At 38.9% G+C, this 21,433-nt stretch carries 21 protein-coding genes; 17 read left to right on the top strand and 4 right to left on the bottom strand.

All coding sequences use genetic code 11. The annotated features are described in order from the left end of the window. Nucleotides 1-24: 24 nt before the first annotated feature. Nucleotides 25-678, top strand: a complete 654-nt coding sequence (refZ, locus tag AC0VYJ_RS16145; RefSeq protein WP_475365619.1) for a forespore capture DNA-binding protein RefZ — start codon at nucleotides 25-27, stop codon at nucleotides 676-678. Here the strand turns inward: refZ and hisJ are convergent. After that, complete coding sequence (gene hisJ / locus AC0VYJ_RS16140; protein ID WP_475365618.1) at nucleotides 665-1,498, bottom strand: histidinol-phosphatase HisJ; 834 nt, start codon at nucleotides 1,496-1,498, stop codon at nucleotides 665-667. The genes refZ and hisJ overlap by 14 nt on opposite strands. A 223-nt stretch (nucleotides 1,499-1,721) precedes the next feature. Here hisJ and ezrA point away from each other — a divergent pair, with 223 nt between their 5' ends. Continuing rightward, nucleotides 1,722-3,419 (top strand): septation ring formation regulator EzrA, encoded by a 1,698-nt coding sequence (ezrA, locus tag AC0VYJ_RS16135; RefSeq protein ID WP_430241473.1) that lies wholly within the window; start codon nucleotides 1,722-1,724, stop codon nucleotides 3,417-3,419. 86 nt (nucleotides 3,420-3,505) lie between these two features. On the opposite strand, the gene brnQ is transcribed toward ezrA, so the two are convergent. After that, nucleotides 3,506-4,822, bottom strand: coding sequence for a branched-chain amino acid transport system II carrier protein (gene brnQ, locus AC0VYJ_RS16130; protein ID WP_475365617.1), 1,317 nt, complete (start codon nucleotides 4,820-4,822; stop codon nucleotides 3,506-3,508). Nucleotides 4,823-5,102: 280 nt separating this feature from the next. Between brnQ and AC0VYJ_RS16125 the strand changes: the two genes are divergently transcribed. From AC0VYJ_RS16125 to mbcS, 4 genes are all read left to right on the top strand, one after another. Further along, nucleotides 5,103-6,242, top strand: coding sequence for a cysteine desulfurase family protein (locus tag AC0VYJ_RS16125; RefSeq protein WP_430241467.1), 1,140 nt, complete (start codon nucleotides 5,103-5,105; stop codon nucleotides 6,240-6,242). Next, nucleotides 6,242-7,444 (top strand): tRNA uracil 4-sulfurtransferase ThiI, encoded by a 1,203-nt coding sequence (thiI, locus tag AC0VYJ_RS16120; protein ID WP_276511810.1) that lies wholly within the window; start codon nucleotides 6,242-6,244, stop codon nucleotides 7,442-7,444. Before AC0VYJ_RS16125 ends, thiI begins: the two co-directional genes overlap by 1 nt. 89 nt (nucleotides 7,445-7,533) lie before the next feature. After that, nucleotides 7,534-7,734 carry an alpha/beta-type small acid-soluble spore protein gene (locus tag AC0VYJ_RS16115; protein ID WP_098444548.1) on the top strand — a complete coding sequence of 67 codons (201 nt, stop codon included), beginning with the start codon at nucleotides 7,534-7,536 and terminating at the stop codon, nucleotides 7,732-7,734. 115 nt (nucleotides 7,735-7,849) lie between these two features. Next, entirely contained in the window at nucleotides 7,850-9,433 is a 1,584-nt protein-coding gene (gene mbcS, locus AC0VYJ_RS16110; protein WP_475367503.1) for an acyl-CoA synthetase MbcS, read from the top strand. A 49-nt stretch (nucleotides 9,434-9,482) separates the two neighbouring features. Here mbcS and AC0VYJ_RS16105 read toward each other — a convergent pair whose 3' ends face one another. Continuing rightward, complete coding sequence (locus AC0VYJ_RS16105; protein ID WP_430241464.1) at nucleotides 9,483-10,553, bottom strand: undecaprenyldiphospho-muramoylpentapeptide beta-N-acetylglucosaminyltransferase; 1,071 nt, start codon at nucleotides 10,551-10,553, stop codon at nucleotides 9,483-9,485. A gap of 171 nt (nucleotides 10,554-10,724) precedes the next feature. Between AC0VYJ_RS16105 and AC0VYJ_RS16100 the strand changes: the two genes are divergently transcribed. Next, the gene (locus AC0VYJ_RS16100) at nucleotides 10,725-12,332 is read left to right on the top strand and encodes an amidohydrolase (RefSeq protein ID WP_475365616.1); all 1,608 of its coding nucleotides are present in this window, start codon (nucleotides 10,725-10,727) and stop codon (nucleotides 12,330-12,332) included. A gap of 172 nt (nucleotides 12,333-12,504) precedes the next feature. On the opposite strand, the gene AC0VYJ_RS16095 is transcribed toward AC0VYJ_RS16100, so the two are convergent. Then, nucleotides 12,505-13,302: an NAD kinase gene (locus AC0VYJ_RS16095; RefSeq protein ID WP_475365615.1), complete on the bottom strand. Its 798-nt coding sequence runs from the start codon at nucleotides 13,300-13,302 to the stop codon at nucleotides 12,505-12,507. A 284-nt stretch (nucleotides 13,303-13,586) separates the two neighbouring features. On the opposite strand from AC0VYJ_RS16095, the gene sppA reads away from it, so the two are divergent. The 10 genes from sppA (at nucleotide 13,587) to AC0VYJ_RS16045 (ending at nucleotide 21,407) form a co-directional block, all read left to right on the top strand. Then, nucleotides 13,587-14,582, top strand: a complete 996-nt coding sequence (sppA, locus tag AC0VYJ_RS16090; RefSeq protein ID WP_475365614.1) for a signal peptide peptidase SppA — start codon at nucleotides 13,587-13,589, stop codon at nucleotides 14,580-14,582. A 13-nt stretch (nucleotides 14,583-14,595) separates the two neighbouring features. Next, entirely contained in the window at nucleotides 14,596-15,069 is a 474-nt protein-coding gene (locus AC0VYJ_RS16085; RefSeq protein ID WP_430241457.1) for an RDD family protein, read from the top strand. A 107-nt stretch (nucleotides 15,070-15,176) separates the two neighbouring features. Then, a complete protein-coding gene (locus AC0VYJ_RS16080) occupies nucleotides 15,177-15,776 on the top strand; it encodes a DUF2953 domain-containing protein (RefSeq protein ID WP_430241455.1) in 600 nt (199 codons plus the stop codon). A gap of 31 nt (nucleotides 15,777-15,807) precedes the next feature. After that, entirely contained in the window at nucleotides 15,808-16,341 is a 534-nt protein-coding gene (gene ytfJ / locus AC0VYJ_RS16075) for a GerW family sporulation protein (RefSeq protein ID WP_194219270.1), read from the top strand. 220 nt (nucleotides 16,342-16,561) lie between these two features. Beyond that, nucleotides 16,562-17,059 carry a thiol peroxidase gene (gene tpx, locus AC0VYJ_RS16070; protein ID WP_194219271.1) on the top strand — a complete coding sequence of 166 codons (498 nt, stop codon included), beginning with the start codon at nucleotides 16,562-16,564 and terminating at the stop codon, nucleotides 17,057-17,059. Nucleotides 17,060-17,283: 224 nt separating this feature from the next. Continuing rightward, entirely contained in the window at nucleotides 17,284-18,276 is a 993-nt protein-coding gene (locus tag AC0VYJ_RS16065; protein WP_430241452.1) for a class I SAM-dependent methyltransferase, read from the top strand. Nucleotides 18,277-18,451: 175 nt separating this feature from the next. After that, a complete protein-coding gene (locus tag AC0VYJ_RS16060) occupies nucleotides 18,452-19,639 on the top strand; it encodes an acetate kinase (RefSeq protein WP_475365613.1) in 1,188 nt (395 codons plus the stop codon). Nucleotides 19,640-19,765: 126 nt separating this feature from the next. Continuing rightward, on the top strand, nucleotides 19,766-20,614 hold the full coding sequence (locus AC0VYJ_RS16055) for an EcsC family protein (RefSeq protein WP_430241447.1): 849 nt from the start codon (nucleotides 19,766-19,768) through the stop codon (nucleotides 20,612-20,614). Beyond that, nucleotides 20,611-21,114 (top strand): MogA/MoaB family molybdenum cofactor biosynthesis protein, encoded by a 504-nt coding sequence (locus tag AC0VYJ_RS16050; protein WP_475365612.1) that lies wholly within the window; start codon nucleotides 20,611-20,613, stop codon nucleotides 21,112-21,114. Before AC0VYJ_RS16055 ends, AC0VYJ_RS16050 begins: the two co-directional genes overlap by 4 nt. Before the next feature lie 134 nt (nucleotides 21,115-21,248). Continuing rightward, complete coding sequence (locus AC0VYJ_RS16045; protein WP_226614667.1) at nucleotides 21,249-21,407, top strand: hypothetical protein; 159 nt, start codon at nucleotides 21,249-21,251, stop codon at nucleotides 21,405-21,407. Nucleotides 21,408-21,433 lie beyond the last annotated feature (26 nt).

The raw sequence follows: 21,433 nt of genomic DNA, 5'->3' as shown, positions 1-21,433 counted from the left end.
CGTATTATTTGGAGGTGGTTCCTAGTGAAACAGGAGCGAGATACAGCATCGAAGCGAAGTGTCATACAGGCCGCCATTCAACTTTTCAATACAAAGGGTTTTAACGGTACTTCAGTGCGAGATATAGCGGGTAAAGCGGATGTGAATGTTGCCTTAATTTCGTATTATTTTAACGGCAAAAAGGGGTTAGCTGAGTTTCTAATGACGTCATTTCTAGAAGGGTATGTAAAGGAACTCGAAAAAGTATATCAGCAGCTTGACGCGCGATCTGCCAGAAGCTGTCTCGCTGAAGCTATTGAAAGGATTATGGAGTATCAGTATCAGAATAGGCAACTCGCCAGGTTTGTACTTCGGGAGATCACTTTTGATTCAGTGCTTGTTCGGGAAATCATGACCACTTATCTAGCAAAAGAAAAGTACTACTTTAGCAAAATATTTGAGGTGGGGTTTGCAAGGGAGGAATTTCGTCCACAATCCATTGATTATATCATCATGCAAATGAGAGGCATGCTTTCTATGCCATTTTTGCAACCTCAATATATACTAGAAGTGCATCATATTCAGCCAAATGAACATTACTTTATTGAACGATATACGAAACAATTAAATGAATGGATAGAACGATATATTTGTAAGACTGGAATTTGGGAAGCAAGGCCGTTCGTTATGAACGGCTAAGCAAGGTTGGTGATTGTAGAGAGTGTGTAAGAAGTCGTTCTGCTCCTTGACCAATCCCTTTTGCGCTATGAGCATCTGAGCCATAGACGAGAGGGATTTCTCGTTTTATTGCTTCACGTATAACCCAGTCAGTTGGATATGGCTCTCCACATAAAGGTTTCACTGTTCCGGCTCCATTATAATCTAATGAAAAGCCGCTTTCTTTAATCGCATCAAGTAATGTAGAGATTTCCGAGAAAAAGGAACTTTTAGACGGGTGTTTTTTCTGGAATTTATTTGCTAAAGTTATATGTCCAATTCGAGTAGGCTTATACTTTCCTAGGTCAGCATGGACTGACTTCAATAGCGTTTCGTAATACTTTTGGTGAACCATATCAACGGAACCCAATGAAGCAATTAGTTGTTCAAAAGCTTCTGGACTATAGTCAAGGCAAGTATAGTTAGTTCCTTCTTTCAAAAAATGAACAGAAAGAATCGCATCATCTAATTGTGGTCCTACTGTATTAAGAAACTGTCTTGTCTCTTCTTCATAGCCTTCAATAAAATCAACCTCTAGTCCACAGTTAATTTCAATTTTTCCCTTAAACTTATGTTTTAGCTGCTGAATATTTTCAAAGTAGTTTTCTAGCACTTCCCATTTCATTCCGCTATCTTGATTTGGAACAGGGTCATGGAAATTTTGTGGGAGAGGAGCGTGTTCAGTAAATGTCATGCCTTTGTAACCGAACTGAATAGCAGCTTCTACGTAATCCTCAAATAAATCTGTTGATCCATGTGGACAAAATGGAGAGTGTATGTGTCCATCATAAGAAATAATCATCCAAAAGCACCTTCTTTCAATAAATGAAAAAGTTTATAATAAAATCAAGGATTTTAGTTGTCGAATATTGAATTTATTTAGTCAAAGAGGTAATTACATGGTATCATAAAAACATTGATGAAATTCGTACATATTCGTTTATAAAAGATCTATATCTGATGATTTAGACTGCTGTTTTAGCATGTATACATAAATTGATGATGTGGAAGAAGGGGTGCTTCCGTTGGAGTATATTGTCATTGCGATTATTTTACTTGTTGCCGTCATTTTATACGGCACTTTTGCTAGAAGAAAAATATACAATGAAATCGATCGTCTAGAAGAATGGAAGATTGATATATTAAACAGACCTGTGACAGATGAGATTTCGAAGGTGAAAGGTCTAACAATGTCAGGTCAAACGGAAGAAAAATTTGAAAAATGGCGTGAAGAGTGGGATGAGATCGTAGCAGTTAAGCTTCCCAACTTGGAAGAGCAGCTTATGGATACCGAGGAAGCTGCTGAGAGGTATCGCTTTAGTAAAGCGAAAGCAACATTAGTTGAAACTCGTGAACGATTAGAACAGATTGAAAAGCGTATTGAACTGATGTTAGAAGATATTAATGAACTCGTTTCGAGTGAAGAGCAGAATAGAACAGAAATTGTTTCCGTTCAAGAGGTGTTCAGGGAAGCCAAACAGCGACTTCTTTCACAAAATCGTTCACTTGGTAAGGCTTATCCTACCCTAGAAGCTGAACTCGAAGAACTTAAACAAGATCTTAAGCGCTATGAACAACTAACCGAAGAAGGTAACTATCTTGAAGCTAGAAGTGTGTTGAAAGAAATCCAAGAGCGGTTAACAGCTGTTCAAGAAAAAATTTCTGTTACACCAGAATTAATAGCGCTTGTGCATACGCAGATACCTTCTCAACTAAAAGAACTTGAAGATGGAACTTCCGTGATGGAGTCTGAAGGCTATGTACTTGATCATTTGGAAATTCAAGATCATATTGAACACGTCGAATCGGATTTAGTCAGATGGGATTCGGCTATTGAGAAGACGGAAGTCGAAGAGATCAAGATAGAAATTGATACAGTGCGAAGAAATATTGAAGGACTATATGATCAATTGGAATCTGAAGTAGATGCAAGGCATCTTGTTACGGAGAAAGTAGAGGAGCTTGAACATGAGCTGCTTAAAACTAATAATCACTTTCAAGACTTGCAAGAAGAAACGAATGTTGTGCAGCTCAGTTACCGTTTAGAGGAACAGGAATTGAAAATGATTAAGGAAATTGAGAAAAAGATTTCTGATATGCATATTCGATTTAATGCTGTTATTGAAGCAGTTGAAGGCAATAAGCAGGCATTTACCACACTTGCTGAAACGGTGCTTTCCTTAAAAGAAGATCTTGCTTCAATTGATCATGAAATGCAAATTCAAAAAGAGAATTTGCATATGTTAAGAAAAGATGAGCTTAAAGCGCTTGAGACGATTAAAGATTTGAAGAGAAGATTAATTGAATCAAGAAGAATGATGAAGTTAAGTAATCTACCAGGCATTCCAGAATCATATTTAGATGGTTATGAACTGGCAGAGGATATCATTGTAGAATTAAGTGATCGTCTTTCAGACGTACCGCTTGATATTTATCAAATTAATGAAGTGCTTTCTGATGCTGAACGTGCGGTTGAACATAGTACTGAAATAACAAAAAAGCTTGTCGAAGACGCCATTCTGACCGAACGCTTGATTCAGTTTGGGAATCGATATCGAGGGAAGCACAGAAGTGTAGATGAACTGCTTCAAAAAGCAGAAGATCACTTCAGACAATATGAGTACGATGAAGCATTATCAACAGCTGAAGCTGCCATTGAAAAGGTTGATCCACAGGTGCTTCAATCGTTGAAAGATGATGTAAGAGAACCTGTTAAATCATAACTCTCCTCATTGAGGAGAGTTTTTTTGTTGTAATCAGTATTTTTCTTTTTAAAAAAACGCAGACAATTTGTCTGCGTTAGAAAAAATTATAATTTTCTATCTTTCTTAGATATTATCCATCCTACTATTCCACCTATGATAGCGGGTACAATCCATCCTACGCCATCACTATAGAGTGGGAGCTTATGTAGAATGGTAATCCCAGGCATTATAATCCCGGCGCCCTCAAGGGCATTGGGAACACTTATAAGGATTGTCAAAATGATAGCCCCCCTATAAACGTAGTGATGGATAGAAAATAGGTAGCTCATGAATGTTAAGAAGATCAATACAATTGCTACAGGATAAATCGCAATTAAAACAGGTAATGTAAATGTAATCAATTGAGTCAGTCCAAGGTTTGCCACAAAAGCACTGAAAATTGTAATGATCAGAATAACAAACTTATAAGAAAGCTTTGGATACGTTTTTGAGAAATACTCGCCACATGCCGTTACTAGTCCTACAGATGTTGTTAAACAAGCAAATGTAATCGCGGCTCCAAGAAGAAATGTGCCAAATGAGCCGAACAGGTAACTCGCAACACTAGAGAGGATTTCTCCTCCGTTATTGACTGAACCAAGAAGGTTAACACTTGTAGCTCCTATATAGGCAAGTGATAAATAAATACCCGTTAACCCTATTGCTGCTAGGATTCCAGCTTTCAATACAGCGATGGAAATGGTTTTTCGATCTGTGATGCCTTTATCCTTGACGGCTTGAATCACCACAATTCCAAATACAAGAGCTGCAATTGCATCCATCGTAAGATAACCTTCAATGAAACCTTTAAAGAAAACGCCGTCCTCATACTTCGCTGAAGGGGCTGAAAGTGGACCTGGTGGATGGATAAAAGCTCCTACGATTAAACTTCCAAGAACTAGAAGTAATAAAGGTGTCAAGATCTTTCCCACTCGATCCACTAATCTTGAAGGATTCAGTGATAACCAAAACGTAATACCGAAGAAAATAAGGGTATAGATAAATAATGGCATCCCGGTAACATTCGTTGATTCATTCAAAAATGGCACGACACCAATTTCAAATGCTACCGTCCCGGTACGTGGGATTCCAAAGAATGGCCCAATCGCAAGATAGAGGATCGCAGTGAATACAAATCCGAAAGTGGGGTGAACTTTAGAAGCAATATCTTTTAAGTTTCCCCCCGTTAACCCAATCGCCGTCACGCCTAAAAGAGGAAGTCCAACCCCTGTGATGAGAAAACCAGCTGTTGCTACCCAAATATTACTCCCAGCAGAATGACCGAGCGCGGGTGGGAAAATCATGTTTCCTGCTCCAAGAAAAAGAGCAAAAAGCATTAATCCTATTGTCAAAATGTCTTTATTTGATAATTTCAACTTCATAAGGGCCTCCTGATTAAACTGTTTAACATGTCCTAATTTTCGGACTTTATATTAACACAATTGATCGACAAATCATAACAAAACCAAAATGATTAATAATTCAAATAATTTATCTGCCATTCTAGCAGCGTTCGTTCGACCTTGGTAATCATAACCATTCTTAGCGTAACGAACAAAATGATGAATCTATCTCATTATCTAGAATATTTGATTTGGTGATTTGTTTGACCTATGGTAGGATTATTAGTTGGAAATATAAGATGACTGAAGGTGTCATAATATGATTTATTTGGATAATAGTGCTACAACGCAGCCCTATAAAGAAGTACTTGATGCATATCGAAAAGCAGCTGAAAATTTTTTCGCTAATCCATCTTCTCTCCATCGAAAAGGTGGAGAAGCAGAGCGATTGTTTCGACAAGCGAGAATGAGTATTTCAGATTTGTTACAAGTTAAAATGAATGAAATTATTTTTACTTCTGGTGGAACTGAGAGTAATAATTTGGCTATTAAAGGTTCAGCACTTCAATATATGAATCGAGGTAAGCACCTCATTACTACGAGTATAGAACATGCTTCCGTTTTGGAGTCCTTCCGGCAGCTTGAATCCATGGGATTTGAAGTGACGTATTTACCTGTTAACAGAGAAGGAGAAATCTCTCTAGATGATCTTGAAGAGGCGCTCACTCCTGAAACCATTCTTGTTTCTATTATGCACGTGAATAATGAGATGGGTGCCATTCAACCAATAAAAGAAGCGGGAAAGTTGATTAAACAAAAATCACGTGCCTTCTTTCATATTGATGATGTTCAGGGAATTGGTAAGGTGCCACTCAACTTTAATGAAGTACAAGCGGATTTAGTCTCTTATTCGGCGCATAAATTTCATGGGCTAAAAGGTAATGGGATATTAATAAAACGAGATAAACTGTCTTTATTTCCACTGCTTTCAGGAGGGGGGCAGGAAAGCGACATTCGCTCAGGTACAGAAAATGGTCCTGGAATCGTCGCGATGGCAAAGGCTCTTCGAATATTTTTAGGTAAAGCGGATGCTCAAAAGGAGAAGTTAAAAACATTACAAACGCTGTTGCTAAAAGAACTCTCCGATATTGAAGGCGTGAAGTTAAATAGTACTCGATTAGGTTCTCCGCATATTGTTAATTTCTCAGTCCCTGGTATTAAGCCGGAAGTATTGATTCATACGCTTGAGGAAAAAGAAATTTATGTGTCAACTCGTTCGGCGTGTTCTTCCAAAACAGCAGCAGCAAGCCACGTATTAACATCTGTTGGTTTATCAGATCAAGGGGCAAAGTCGGCTATTAGAATAAGCCTTTCTTTTGATACAACGATAGAGGAAGTAGAATTTTTTCTTGAAGAGCTTCAAAAAGTAATACCCAAACTAAAACATGTAATGAGGTAATAGCTATGTATGATCATATCATTCTTCGCTACGGGGAAATTTCACTTAAAGGTAAAAACAGAAAAGGATTTATCACTGCTTTGAAAAAAAGAGTGAAGCAGGTATTGTCTGACTATCCATCCATTGAGGTTCATCAATCTTTTGACCGAATGATTGTGAAATTGAATGGAGAGGATCCAGATCCGATAATTATGAAACTAAAAACGATTTTTGGCATTCACTCCCTTAGTGTCGCCATCAAGACAGAACACGATCTCGATCTTATTAAAGAAAAGGCATTACAGCTTGTTAAGGATCAAATGGGTAATGAAAGTATGACTTTCAAAGTAACAGTTAGGAGACCTTTCAAGCAATTTCCACATCGCTCACAAGATATGAATCGCGATATAGGCGGTTATGTTCTTACTAATACAGAAAAATTAACGGTGGATGTCCACAATCCTGACATGGAATTGAAGGTAGAAGTGAAGCAAGATGGTGCTTATCTTAGTTGCGATAATTCAGAAGGTGCTGGAGGTCTTCCAACTGCTCAAGATAATAAGGTAATGTTGATGTTATCAGGTGGTATCGATAGTCCAGTCGCGGGTTATTTAACGATGAAAAGGGGAGTAAAAGTAGAAGCAGTTCATTTTCACAGCCCTCCTTTTACAAGTGAGCGTTCACGCCAGAAAGTAGAGGATCTTGTAAAAGTTCTCTCTCGATACGGTGGAGACATTCGCCTTCATATTGTCCCGTTTACAAATACACAGAAATCAATTCAAAAAGAAATGCCTGATAATTACAGCATGACAATTATGAGAAGAATGATGATGCGAATCACGGAAAAGTTAGCAGAAAAAAGTGGAGCACTTGCCATTGCAACAGGGGAAAGTCTTGGACAAGTAGCAAGTCAAACGATTCAAAGTATGAATACAATTAACGAAGTGACAAATTATCCTGTTCTAAGGCCTCTTATTTCTATGGACAAAATTGAGATTATGAGGATTTCAAGGGCTATTGACCTGTATGATATCTCGATTCGGCCATATGAGGACTGTTGCACGGTGTTCTTGCCAGATGCACCTAAGACAAAACCAAAACGGGAACATGCAAATAAATTTGAACAATACTTACCAATTGATGAATTAGTAGAAGAGGCTGTAAGTGGTGTTGAAACGATTGTTATTAAGGAAAAAGATGATTCATTTGATGACTTACTTTAATCTTCCAACATTTAACCATACTACCAATAGTTAATGAGAATAACCCTCCCTTCTCTATCAAATGATAGTGTCAAGGAGGTGAACAACTCATGGCTAATAACAGCTCAAACAACCTTGTTGTACCAGGTGTACAACAAGCTTTAGATCAAATGAAATACGAAATTGCTTCTGAATTTGGTGTGAATCTTGGTCCAGACTCAACTTCACGTTCAAACGGTTCAGTTGGCGGCGAGATCACGAAGCGTCTTGTTCAACAATCTGAACAGCAATTCGGAGGATACTCCAAATAATTTAATATAATGGCTTGGAGAAGGTGAATTAGACACCTTCTCCTTTTTTATCGGCAATAATGTTCAAAACTTTCATACTTTTATGTATAATGTAATTATTGCAGAATAAAGGGGGATAAGAATGCAGGACTTAATTGCACCTGAACATTACAATCTAACAAGCGAGATGGAGCGCTTTACTTCTAAAGAAGATAAAGTGGCCTTAAAATGGCGAAGTGATCAAGGCGAAGTTCAAGAAATTACATATAAACATTTATTTGAAAAGGCGAATCGCATCGCTGGCGCGCTAACTGCCCAGGGATTAACAAGTCAAGATCGTGTTTTGATCATGATGCCCAGGTTAATTGATACATATGCCGTATACATTGCCTGTTTGAAAGCGGGTCTAGTCGTTATTCCTTCTTCAGAAATGTTGAGAAAAAAAGATTTGATCTATCGAATTAATCATGCCGAAGCAAAAGCGGTTATCTGTGAAGCAGAACTTATTGAATCATTTGAAGGTGTAGAAGACGAAGCGCCTTCTTTGGAACATAGATTCATTGTAGGCAATCGTGCTAATGGATGGATATCTTTACTGGATGAAGCTAAAAATGAAAGCGCTTCTTTCGCTGGCGTGGCCACATCAAGAGAAGACATGGCATTCCTTTCCTATACGTCTGGAACAACGGGAAATCCTAAAGGCGTTGTTCATAGTCATGGTTGGGCATATGCTCATTTAAGAACTTCTTCAGCCTCATGGCTCGATATTCATGAGGGAGATAACGTTTGGGCAACTGCAGGACCAGGGTGGCAAAAATGGATTTGGAGCCCTTTTGTTGCCACATTATGTAGTGGCGCAACTGGTTTTGTTTATAGTGGTAAATTTGATCCAGAAGCGTACCTTGGTTTTCTTTCAGAATATGATATTAATGTTTTATGTTGTACACCAACAGAGTATCGCTTAATGGCAAAGGTAGATGATTTAACTAGGTACAAATTGCCTGCTCTCAGAAGCGCCGTTTCAGCTGGTGAGCCGCTTAATCGTGAAGTAATTGATACGTTTAGAAAATATTTTCAGATTGATGTTAGAGACGGCTATGGTCAAACTGAGAATACATTACTTGTTGGCATTCTAAAAGGCATGGAAGTAAAGCCAGGTTCAATGGGGAAACCAACACCTGGTAATCAAGTGGATATTATTAATGAAGATGGTCAACCTGTTCAGGTTGGAGAAGTGGGAGACATTGCCGTCCATAAGGATGTACCTGCTCTGTTCAAACGGTACTATAAGGATCAGGAACGTACGCAAATGGCGTACAGAGGTGACTATTACTTAACGGGGGATAAAGCTTCCAAAGATGAGGATGGTTACTTTTGGTTTGAAGGTAGAGGTGATGATATTATCATTAGCTCCGGATATACAATTGGACCATTTGAAGTAGAGGATGCTCTTGTGAAACACCCGGCTGTACAGGAGTGTGCGGTCGTTGCAAGTCCTGATGAAGTTCGCGGTAATATAGTAAAAGCGTATATTGTACTGAAAGATCCCAATCAAGCGGGAGATGCTTTAGTTCGTACACTACAAGATCATGTAAAAGAGCTAACTGCGCCTTATAAATATCCAAGAAAAGTTGAATTTATTGAAGAACTTCCGAAAACAACTTCAGGTAAAATTAGAAGAATTGAGCTTCGTCAAAAAGAAACTCTTGGGGCGTCTTAGAATAGAGGATACAGTAAAAAATAAGAAGAAGACCTTTGAGGTCTTCTTCTTATTTTTTTGCTTTATTTTTAATTAAAGCTTCAATCTTATTTGCCTGATCACCTGCATTATCCTGTTCCATTGCTTTTATATATGTCGAGCGGTTCTCAAATGTTTCACGTACGGATTTTAAGAAAGAAGCGTCTGATAAATCTTCCTCCAATAGAACATTCGCATAGCCTGATTTCTGGAACGATTGGGCGTTCAAAATTTGGTCCCCTCTACTTGCAGCTCTTGATAATGGGATGAGTAACATTGGTTTTTTCAATGCAAGGAACTCAAAAATAGAATTTGAACCAGCTCTTGAGACAATTAAATCAGCCATGGCTAATAAGTGAGGAAGTTCATCTGTTACATACTCGAATTGCTTATACCCCTGCATTTGCAAATTTTCAACCACTTGCCCTTTACCGGTAAGGTGGAGAATATCATATGTTTGTAAAAGCTCATCTAACTGATTGCGAACAGCTTCATTGATTCGTTTTGCACCAAGACTTCCGCCCATAATTAACATAACAGGCTTTGTCCCAGTGAATCCGGCAAAAGAAAGGCCAGTGGAGCGTTTGCCACTTTTCAGTTCATCACGAACAACTGCGCCGATATATTCCGCTTTGCTTTCAGGTAAATGGTTTACCGTTTCAGGGAAAGTTGTACATACCTTTGAGGCGAAAGGGATGGCTACTTTGTTAGCGAGTCCCGGTGTTAAATCAGATTCATGAATAATGACAGGAACTCCATTCATCTTTCCGGCGATTACGACAGGTACAGATACAAATCCCCCTTTAGAGAAAATGACAGAAGGCTTTTCACGTTTAATAATGGAAAAAGCCTCTCCTACGCCTTTAATTACTTTAAAAGGATCTTTGAAGTTATTCCAGTCAAAATATCTTCTTAGCTTTCCGGTAGCAACATGATGATAAGTAACCCCTTTGACAGGTTCAATTAACTGACGTTCAATGCCGTTCTCAGAACCGATATAATGGATATCCCAGTCGTCTTTTAAAAAACGAGGAATTAGTGCTAAATTAACTGTAACGTGCCCGGCAGAGCCGCCACCTGTAAATAAGATTTTCTTTTTCAACGAGATTTCCTCACCTTCAACAATTGTCTTGCATATACTCTTTGTTATTCTTATTGTATCATGATTGAAAAATCAACCAAGAGTTTGATGAAAAACCAGAAGATTCACAGTTTATATGAGGAATGATACAATTAGCTCACAATTTACATTTACATAAAGGAGAGAACATCAGTGGGAACGCTTTGGTTTGGTGGTAAGATCTATACGCTTGAACATGAAAATGAAACGGTAGAAGCCGTCTATACAGAAAATGGCCGTATCAAAAAGGTCGGGTCTAAATCAGAACTAACCTCTATGTTCGAGAAAGAAATGACAGAAAAACATGATTTAAAAGGGAATGTCATGATTCCTGGTTTTGTGGATAGTCATCTCCACATGATTGGACATGGAGAAAAACTTCTGCGTCTCGATTTATCGGAGGCTACGTCAGCGGAAGAGATGAAAAGACATCTGATTAACAAAGTGAATGATACAGCCTCATTTGACTGGGTGATTGGGGAAGGTTGGAATGAAAACAACTTTCAGGATCGCAAAATCTTCCACCGTGATGAATTAGATGATATTGCTCCAAATAATCCAATGATGTTAACAAGAGTGTGTAGACATGCCATACTTGCGAATTCGATAGCCCTTGATCTTGCAGGTATAACGGATGATACACCAGATCCTGAAGGTGGCGTAATCATGAGGGATAATGAAGGCAGAGCAACTGGTTATTTATTGGATCGTGCCCAGGAACTAGTAAAGGATGCTATGCCTGAAGTAAGTACTGAATACCTTGAAAAAGCTCTGTCTTGCTCAGTCGATGACCTTGTAGCGAAAGGCGTTACGGGTGGTCATAGTGAAGATCTAAATTACTATGGTGGTTTTAAACGTACTTATGAGACTTTTGTAAATGTTATCAACGGACAACGTAAATTTAGAGCTAATTTATTAGTCCATCATGAAGTAATCGAGCAGATGCGCAAGCAAGGATTAGGTTTCGGTGATGGAACAAATTATGTGGAGCTAGGTGCGATGAAGATTTTTGCTGATGGCGCACTTGGTGGACGTACTGCTTTATTGAGCGATCCATACAATGATTCTCCTGATACGTCAGGAGTTGCGATTCATAGCATTGAAGGACTTGCCGAACTTGTGAAGAAAGCAAGGGTTCATGGTATGCCTGTTGCTATTCATGTGATTGGTGATCTGGCACTCGAGTATGCAATTGAAGCGATTGAACAGTATCCTGCTCCATATGGGCTTAGAGATCGCCTTATCCATACGCAGGTCATGCGTGATGATTTGTTGAAACGATTAAAAGAACTTTCAGTTATTCTTGATATTCAGCCAAGATTTGTCGCTTCGGATTTTCCATGGGTAATGGAGCGTCTCGGCGAAGCAAGAATGACATGGTCATTTGCGTGGAAAACGCTGCTTGATAGCGGCGTCCCAATTGCAGGTGGATCAGATGCACCGATTGAACCTGTGAATCCATTATTAGGTATTCATGCAGCAGTTACGCGAAAGCGTCCTGAGGAAACACATAGTGGATATTATCCTGAACAGAAATTATCTGTGTTTGAGAGCGTCTCACTTTTTACTAAAGGAAGTGCGTTTGCAATTGGAAGAGAACATGAAAGAGGTTTGATTAAAGAGAACTTTGAAGCGGATTTCACTGTATTAAATCGCGATATTTTTAATTGTGATCCAGACCTTATTCTTGAAACAGAGGCTGTTATGACAGTGATTGATGAAACAATTGTTTATCAAAAAGAGCGTGGTTCTCTCTCATAGAAAAAATTCTTTACTAATAAAAACCTATGTGAATTTATATTGTTGATAACTCGTTTTTTTAGCTCAAAACGATTGGTTATAACAGATCGTAAATGAGCCGAAGTTCAACGATGTTCGTTAACATAGTCAATAAAAAAAGAAGCGCCGCACATTTTTGTGGCGCTTCTTTCGTTTAGAGGAAGCTTCTTTGAACTTTATGCCAGAAAGAATTGTTTTTAAGCTTAACAGTTTTAATGCGTTTTTCTGGGATATGAATTTGAATTTCTTGAGCATGCTGAATGCTCATTGCTTCATTGTCAATACCAATAACAGGATAATCATTACCATCCTGAATAACTTGAAGAGAAAGCGTTCTCTCATCACTTAATATAAAAGGAGAGCCGAGCGTGCGGTAATGATTATTGTTTAGTGAAGCGAGTTCACTTACTTGCATACAAGCAAGCTTAGGATCTACCACTGCACCGTTTACGGACTTATTATACGCCGTGCTTCCTGTTGGTGTGGAAACAATGAGACCATCTCCACGAAATGTTTCAAAGTGAAAATCTTCCACATAAACTTCCATGGCAAGTGTCTTAATAATTGACGAACGAATGGTGCACTCGTTCAAGCAATAGAAGGATGATTCATTGTTCACTTTTACTTCAATCGTCGGGTAACGACGAACTTCAATGCCTTCTGACAAAATGTCTCCCACCATATTTTGGATGTTGTCGATGTGGAAATCACAATAAAATCCGAGCTCACCAGTAGAAATTCCTACATAAAGGCAATCTTCTCTGAAACCTGTTTTTCTTACGGCTTGAAGGAAAGCACCATCTCCTCCAATACTTGCAATAATGCTAGCTTCTTCAGGGTTTTCTACGATATGAAAATCGTTTTTTTCTGCTAGTGCCTTTAACGGTTCTACTTTCTCCTGAATTTCTTTTGACTGCTTATAGAAAAAAAACAAATTACGCCGATTTGGCATGTAGATTCCTCCCTGTCTATCTGTTTGTCTTCTTTACTTTATCATTATCGCTTTTTAGAAAAAAGAAAAAATTATGATTTCGCTCATTTATTCAAGGCTATGAACGAGTGCGGAAAGAAGAGTAAAGTGTACTTTCTATGGTTCCCTCTCTCGACACATTAAATTTGTTCAAACGCTTCTAAGGAGTGCGATTCCTTATTTTGTATGGTATTCTCAAAAATATGAAACCAATAAGTTGGCTTCATCGTACATAAGATAGCATCAGGATATAGAGGAGGCTTACTATGAATGGAAAACGATGGATCGCCCTCGGCATTACCGTTGTTCTGATTATCGTATCAATCGTGTTTAATTTTGTTTCTAGTCTGGCATTTGGAGGATGGCAGGAAGAAATGAACACAACGGACCAATTTGCAGAGACGGTTATTGAGGAAGGTAGTAGTTCGAATAAGATTGCGGTTTTGAATGTGGAAGGAGTTATTCAAGATACTGGAACAAACACTAGTTTTCTTCCACAGTCTGGATACAATCATGCTGTGTTTATGAAACGTTTGGAGCATGCTGGGGAAGACAACAGTGTTAAAGGCATCATTTTAAGACTTAATACGCCGGGCGGCGGGGTAGTAGAAAGTGAAGAGATTCATGATAAGCTCTTAGAGATTAAAGAGAAAACGGATAAACCCATTTATGTTTCAATGGGAAGCATGACGGCTTCTGCGGGTTATTATATTTCAGCTCCAGCTGATAAAATCGTTGCGAGTCCTTCCACGATTACAGGTTCCATCGGTGTTATTATGCAGTCGATGAACTATGCAGAACTAGCTGAGAAGGTAGGAGTGAAATGGGAGACAATTAAGAGCGGTCCACATAAAGATATTATGTCTCCTAGTCGTGAAATGACTGATGAAGAACGGGACATTCTCCAATCAATGATTGATAATTCATATGATGAATTCGTTCGGGTAGTTAGTGAAGGTAGAGGAATGGATGAAAGCAAAGTAAGGGAGCTTGCTGACGGAAGAATTTATGATGGCAGGCAAGCGAAGGAAGTTAACCTTGTTGATGACCTGGGAAATCTTGAAGATACAATTGCCGGTATGAAAGAAGACGTGGGAGATCGTAAGTTACAAGTGGTGCAATATAAGCAAAACTTAGGATTAAACTCTCTCTTTGAAATGACGGCCGCTAAGCTCATGGGGCCTGATAAAGATCTCTTAGGCATCCAGCAGTTATTATCCACTCCACAATCCCCTGAGTTAATGTATTTATATTCTGAATAAGGAGGCAGGCAGAATGGATGAAACAATGAGTACGACTGCCTCTCCCGCATCTTTAGAGAAAGAAGTGAAGCACGAGCGTTTTGCTGGCTTCTGGATGCGCTTTTGGGCATATTTAGTTGATATTATTGTTGTAGCAAGTTTGAATGGAATTCTGATTACTCCTATGATCAAGGGGTTTGATCTTCCTGCTAATGAACCTGCCTATCTGCCGCTACAGGCGATATTAACAGGTATCGTGTATTACGCTTATTTTATACTGATGACTAAGTTCTTATCTCAAACGCTAGGGAAAATGCTTTTTGGTTTAAGGGTAGCCTCTGTTAAAAGCACGACTTTAACATGGGGAACGGTTATTTTTAGAGAAGGCATTGGACGATTTATTAGTAAAACAATCTTATTTGTTGGTTTCCTTGTCGTTGCTTTTACGAAAAAGAAACAAGGAATCCATGATTTGTTCGCTGATACAATTGTTGTGCACGAAGAATAAGAACATACTGAATGAATAAACCTGTCCATATTGGGCAGGTTTATTTTATACTCTATTTTCATGAATACTGTCTCAAAATAGAAAGGTATATGGGAGGAGGCTATTCATTGATTATTATTCTTGTTGCTATATTTGGCTTATTAGTGATCGCCTCCTTACCCCTTATTGTTTTTTCGACAGTAAGAGTAACGTTCACAATAGAACACTCTTCTTCAGTTGAAGAAATTCAAATAGCTGTGAAAGCCCTCTTCGGATTAGTTATTTATGAGACAACCATACCACTTGAAACGTTATTAGAAGGTGGGGAAGAGGCTGTCAAAGCAAGCAAAGAAGAAGAGGGGCTGAAAGGTGACCTCAAAGAGGTCATCCAGTTACTGAAAAAAACGCTTGGGGCTAAAACATCTGTTTTGTTTTTTCTTAGGAAGACACGATTTCGAACGATTCAATGGGAAACAAATTTTGGAATGGGAAACGCTGCAAGTACTGCAGTAGTAGCTGAACTTATTATGAATACAAAAGTCGCTATCTTCACACTTTTATCACATTACTCTAATCTTCATTCAGTCCCTCAACTCATCGTAACACCAATTTATGAAGTGAAAACGATTCAAACTTATATACGATGCATGATTACATTTAAACTGGGGCATGCTATGATCGCGGCAATTAAATTAATGAAGTCTCAAAAGAATGTGCAGGAGGCTTAGCGGTTTAGTAAGTGAAGGAGGAAAACACAAAATGCCTGAACATCCAATTGAAGGACTTATGCAGACTGCAATGGAAAATCTGAAAGACATGATTGATGTCAACACGATTATAGGTGATCCTGTCGAAACCCCTGATGGAAGCGTCATTCTAACGGTGTCAAAGGTTGGATTTGGATTTGCTGCTGGTGGTAGTGAATTTATGCTAAAGCAACAGTCCAATCAGCGTGATCAGCAAGGGCAAAGCAAAGGCGATCCTTTTGGTGGAGGTAGTGGTGGTGGTGTTTCCATAACGCCAATTGCGTTTTTAATTGTAAGTGCTGGCGATATAAAGATGATACACCTTGATAACACCACACATCTTTATGAGAGATTGCTCGATCTTGCCCCACAGGCAATTGAAAAAGTACAAAGCATTCTTCAGAATATGAATCATGAGACTAAGGGAAGAAGAGGAAACGATCACCAAAGCGATTCACAATCTTCGCGACATACATCCCAAGGAAAACACCTCTTCCGTGGTCATAAGAGACAGCAGGATGACGATAAGCAGGATTTGGATTTTTAAGCTACTTTTAATTAAAGTAGCTTTTTTATATGGTCTTTAGATTCGATTCTTCTGCCATTGTGGGTTATTCTAGAAAACTAAGTTGCATTAATCGAACATAAATACCTCTGATTCATAAAAACTGAGCTAGAAAGCCTTAGCTGATTTCTTGAAATCAGAAGCGATGGCATATATGATGAAAACAGTCGTACATACGACCAATTATGAAGGAGGTATGAACATGGCTAATATTACATTTAAAGAAACGCCGATGACACTTTTAGGGGAAGAAGTAAAAGCGGGGGACAAAGCGCCTGATTTTACTGTTCTTGCTAATGATCTATCTGAAAAAACGCTTGATGATTATGCAGGTATTCGTCTCATTAGTGTCGTACCATCACTAGATACAGGCGTTTGTGATGCTCAAACACGTAAATTTAACGAAGAAGCTGCTAAGCTTGATAACGTGAAAGTGTTAACAATTAGCGCTGACCTCCCATTTGCACAGAAGCGCTGGTGCGGTGCTGCTGGAATTGAAGATGCTATTACTTTATCTGATCATCGCGATCTTTCATTTGGTAAAGCTTTTGGCGTAGCGATGGAAGAGCTTCGTTTATTAGCAAGAGCTGTTTTTGTAGTAAACAGTAAGGACGAAGTTGTATACACAGAATATGTTAGTGAAGCAACAAATCACCCAGATTATGACGCTGCACTTAACGCCGCTAAGCAAGCTGAATAATGTAAACAAACATGGCAAGGACTTCGATGACGTGATCGGAGTCCTTTTTTAACGGAATTGTATTGTGATCTATAATTCATAGACGTTAGTGTAGAAAACTCTCGATTAGCCATAAACTTTTGCAAAGTATAAAAAGTCTCTCTCGTAACAGATGATCTTCCGATGTTGCGAAAGAACTCAAGACTGTTTACAATAGAGACGGCGAACTGATAGGAGGCCAATCAATGACCGAACTAACTGTAGAAAATTTATATAACGTGCTTGATGAATCGACGCTAGTTATTCAAAATAAATTGGAAATGTCGTATCTTGAAGCTCTCGTTGAGACAGGTTTAAACATATTTGAAAATAAAGTATTACAAGAGGAACTAGATACGGATACCGTTGTCCGTCTTAAAGCTCTTTATGATTCATGTGATCTTGAGGATGCTAAGAAAGAAACAGTGCGTAAAGGGATCCAGCTTGCACTTCTGAAAGGGATGAAGAAAGGAATTCAGCCTCATCATGCCATGACTCCAGATAGTGTTGCGCATTTAATCGGTTATCTTGTGAAAAAATATAAAGATGTATTAAATATAGAGGAAATGAAAATTCTTGATCCTGCAGTAGGAACAGGAAATTTACTCACTTCTGTTCTAAACCAATTAGAAGGTGAGAAAGTTGAAGCATTCGGGGCGGAACCAGATGATCTTTTATTACATTTAGGTTTTGTTAATGCGAATTTGCAAAAACACCAGGTAGAATTTCTTCACCAGGATAGCGTAAAGCCACTTTATATTCCCCAGGTTAATACGATCGTAACTGATTTACCTGTTGGTTACTATCCCCATGAGGAAGCATCTGCAAAATACGAATTAAAAGCAGAAGAAGGGATGTCTTACGTTCACCATCTTCTTATCGAACAAAGCTTAAATATGACAGAAGAGTCTGGCATGCTCTTCTTTATGATTCCAAACTTTCTCTTTGGAGATGATGGAGCCAAGCAAGTGAGGAATTTGCTAAATGATCGCTCTGTTATCCACGGCATTATTCAATTGCCTACAAGTTTATTTGCGAATGAGTCGCAAGCTAAAAGTATTCTTGTTACTCAGAAAAAAGGAGAACATACGTTAAAGCCTAAACAAGTTATGATGGCAAAGCTTCCATCCTTCTCCAATCGTGAAGCGATGTTGAACATGATGCAGCAGATTAACGGGTGGTTTTCACAGCTTTCTTAAAGGTTATGAAACGTTTACAAATCTGAATTGGCGGAATACTTGAATGTAAGCGGTTTTCACCTTGAATAAAGTAATGGACGATGTTTAAATAATAAGAGTGCTAAAGATAGAAGGGTCTTACCCTTCTATTTTCGTGTCGTATTCTAATTTTATTGAATTAAAGGAGCTGTCACATATGGCGAAAATAATCGCAATCAACGCCGGTAGTTCTTCGTTGAAGTTTCAACTATTAAATATGCCGGAAGAAACTGTTATCACTAAAGGACTCGTGGAGAGAATCGGCCTTGATGACGCCATTTTTACAATAGAAGTGAACGGTGAAAAGAAAGAAGAAATTACTGATATTCCTGATCATGGAGTTGCGGTTAAAATGCTATTAGATAAGCTGATTAGCTTCTCCATTATCTCTTCCTATAATGAAATTGAAGGTGTTGGACACCGTGTGGTTCACGGCGGTGAGAAATTTGATGACTCTGCATTGATTACGGATGATGTACTAGCTAGCATTGAAGAAGTATCAGAGCTTGCGCCATTGCATAACCCCGCTCACCTTGTTGGGATTCGTGCATTCCGTGAAATTCTACCAGATGTTCCATCTGTAGCCGTATTTGATACAGCTTTCCATCAGTCTATGCCTGAGCAGTCGTTCCTATATAGTCTCCCTTACGATTATTATAAAGATTATGGTATTCGTAAGTACGGCTTCCACGGAACTTCTCACCAGTATGTTTCAGAGAGAGCGGCAGAGATGCTTGGTCGCCCGCTTGATCAATTGCGTCTCCTTTCTTGCCACCTTGGTAACGGTGCGAGTATTGCAGCTATTCAAGGCGGAAAGTCAATTGATACATCAATGGGCTTCACTCCACTAGCTGGTGTAACAATGGGAACTCGTTCAGGTAACATTGACCCTGCTTTGATTCCATTTATTATGGATAAGACTGGTCAAACAGCAGAAGAAGTAATGAATACATTGAATAAGAAAAGTGGTCTTCTTGGAGTGTCTGGTTTCTCAAGTGATCTTCGCGATATCACTAGTAAAGCAGAAGCTGGAAATGAACGTGCTGAATTAGCACTAGAAGTATTTACTTCTCGTATTCATAAATACATTGGGTCTTATGCAGCGCGCATGTCAGGACTAGACGCTATTATTTTCACAGCAGGTATCGGTGAAAATAGTGATGCTGTTCGTGCACGTGTACTTCGTGGCCTTGAATTTATGGGCGTATATTGGGATCCAGCTCTAAATAAGGTGAAGGGGAAAGAAGCTTTCATTAACTACCCTCACTCACCTGTCAAAGTAATGATTATTCCTACTAATGAGGAAGTCGTCATTGCGCGTGATACAGTTAGGCTTTCAAAATAGACTTTAGAGAAACAGCGTATCTTAACAGATGCGCTGTTCTTTTTTTACTCCTTATTCCACCTTTGTTGGAAGTTTTTGATTGGAAAAGCTACAATATAGGAAAGAGTTGTAAGGGAGTGAATTTGAATGGTGTGGACAGATAGAGAACAAAAAAGAATGAACGGCATAATTCAATGGGAGGAAGAGCACTTTACGCATCATGCAACGGACGTAGAGCGCACTTTCCAGAAATGGTATGACTATCAGCTTAATCAGCTAGAGTCACCAACGAAAAACCGTTTGTATGCTGTAATTGATTCAGCTCTTTTTCATATGCATTCGCTTATACAAAACTCACAATCGCAAGTGGATGCCAGTCATCGATTGTTAACGGATGCAAGGTTATTTGATCCTAAAATTGAACAAATTCAGGATATGAAAAACCTCTCGATTGATCACCTTGTTTACATAGCAGATCAACAAATTGCCCGTCAGCGAATGGTATCATTTGCTCAAGGAGGACTTGCTGGAACGGGGAGTTTTCTACTGCTGGGTCTTGATATACCTGCTGTACTTGCTATTAACTTGCGTACTGTTCAGCTAATAGCGATGACATATGGCTATCCAGTAAACTATCCTTCCGAAATGATGATCGCTCTTAAAGTATTTCACATGGCAACATTACCGAAAGTGCTACAAGAACAAGCCTGGAAAACGTTAGAGGAAGAGATAAAGCATGAGCAAACGCATCCTTATTTTTATGAAGGGCCTGAAGAAATTGCAGACGGAAATTGGCTACAAGGACCAATGAAGCAAATTATAAAGGGAACTGTTCTTATGATGTTAAGGAAAAAAGTAATTCAAGGAATACCGCTTCTTGGAATTGCCATGGGAGCGGGAGTGAACTATAGATTTGCGCGAACGGTAAGTGAAACCGCACATAAATTTTATCAGAAACGTTTCTTGAATGAGCTTGAAAAGGGGGACGTAGGATGAGTGCAGAAGATCACAAAAAAGATGCACCATTGATTCGAGCTCTCATTGTAACCGTGAGCGATACAAGGACAGTTGAAACGGATAAAAGCGGAGATGTTATTTATTCCTTACTTGAAGAAAACAATCATATGGTTGGGCAAATGAAAATCGTAATAGATGAACAAGAAGAGATCCGCCAGGCGATTCAAAAAGGTATAGATGATAAAGACGTTGATGTTGTGCTATTAAATGGTGGAACTGGAATATCCAAAAGAGATGTTACGTATGAAGTTGTTGAAGCTATACTCGAAAAGGAGCTTGCGGGATTTGGAGAACTATTCCGCATGATTAGCTATACAGATGATATTGGTACTCCAGCGATGCTTAGTAGAGCCATTGGTGGGGTGACAGGTGAAACGGCAATATTTGCTATGCCTGGGTCTTCAGGAGCAGTCAAATTAGCAATGTCGCGATTACTGCTACCGGAGTTGCCGCATATTGTCCGTGAGCTCCATAAATAAAGAATGTCTTGTAACGAAATTTATGTGACCATCCATTCCGATTTCAGATTCAATCATCCTATTTTTAGAAGCATTTTTCATCCTTGCTTTGGAAACAATATAAGCGCAAGTCCGAAATGATAGGAGGATGTCTTATGGCTGATAAGAAAAAGGAACTGATTTACGATGAGAATGGCGAAATGGCCGTGCATCAGCAGTTGAGTGAATCATACCAGAGTGGTGTCATTGATCAAGAAGAAACTAAAAAAACAAAAGAATTACCACGGAAAGCTGACAGGAAAAGTTATTATTAAAAAGCAAAAAGTTCATGCTGAGCGCA

It is taken from the genome of Anaerobacillus sp. 63XJN7_5_ISO-PGPR-S23-430, assembly GCF_056173695.1.
Note: the sequence above shows the minus strand (reverse complement) of the source record. Positions and strands in the feature narration are given on the sequence as shown.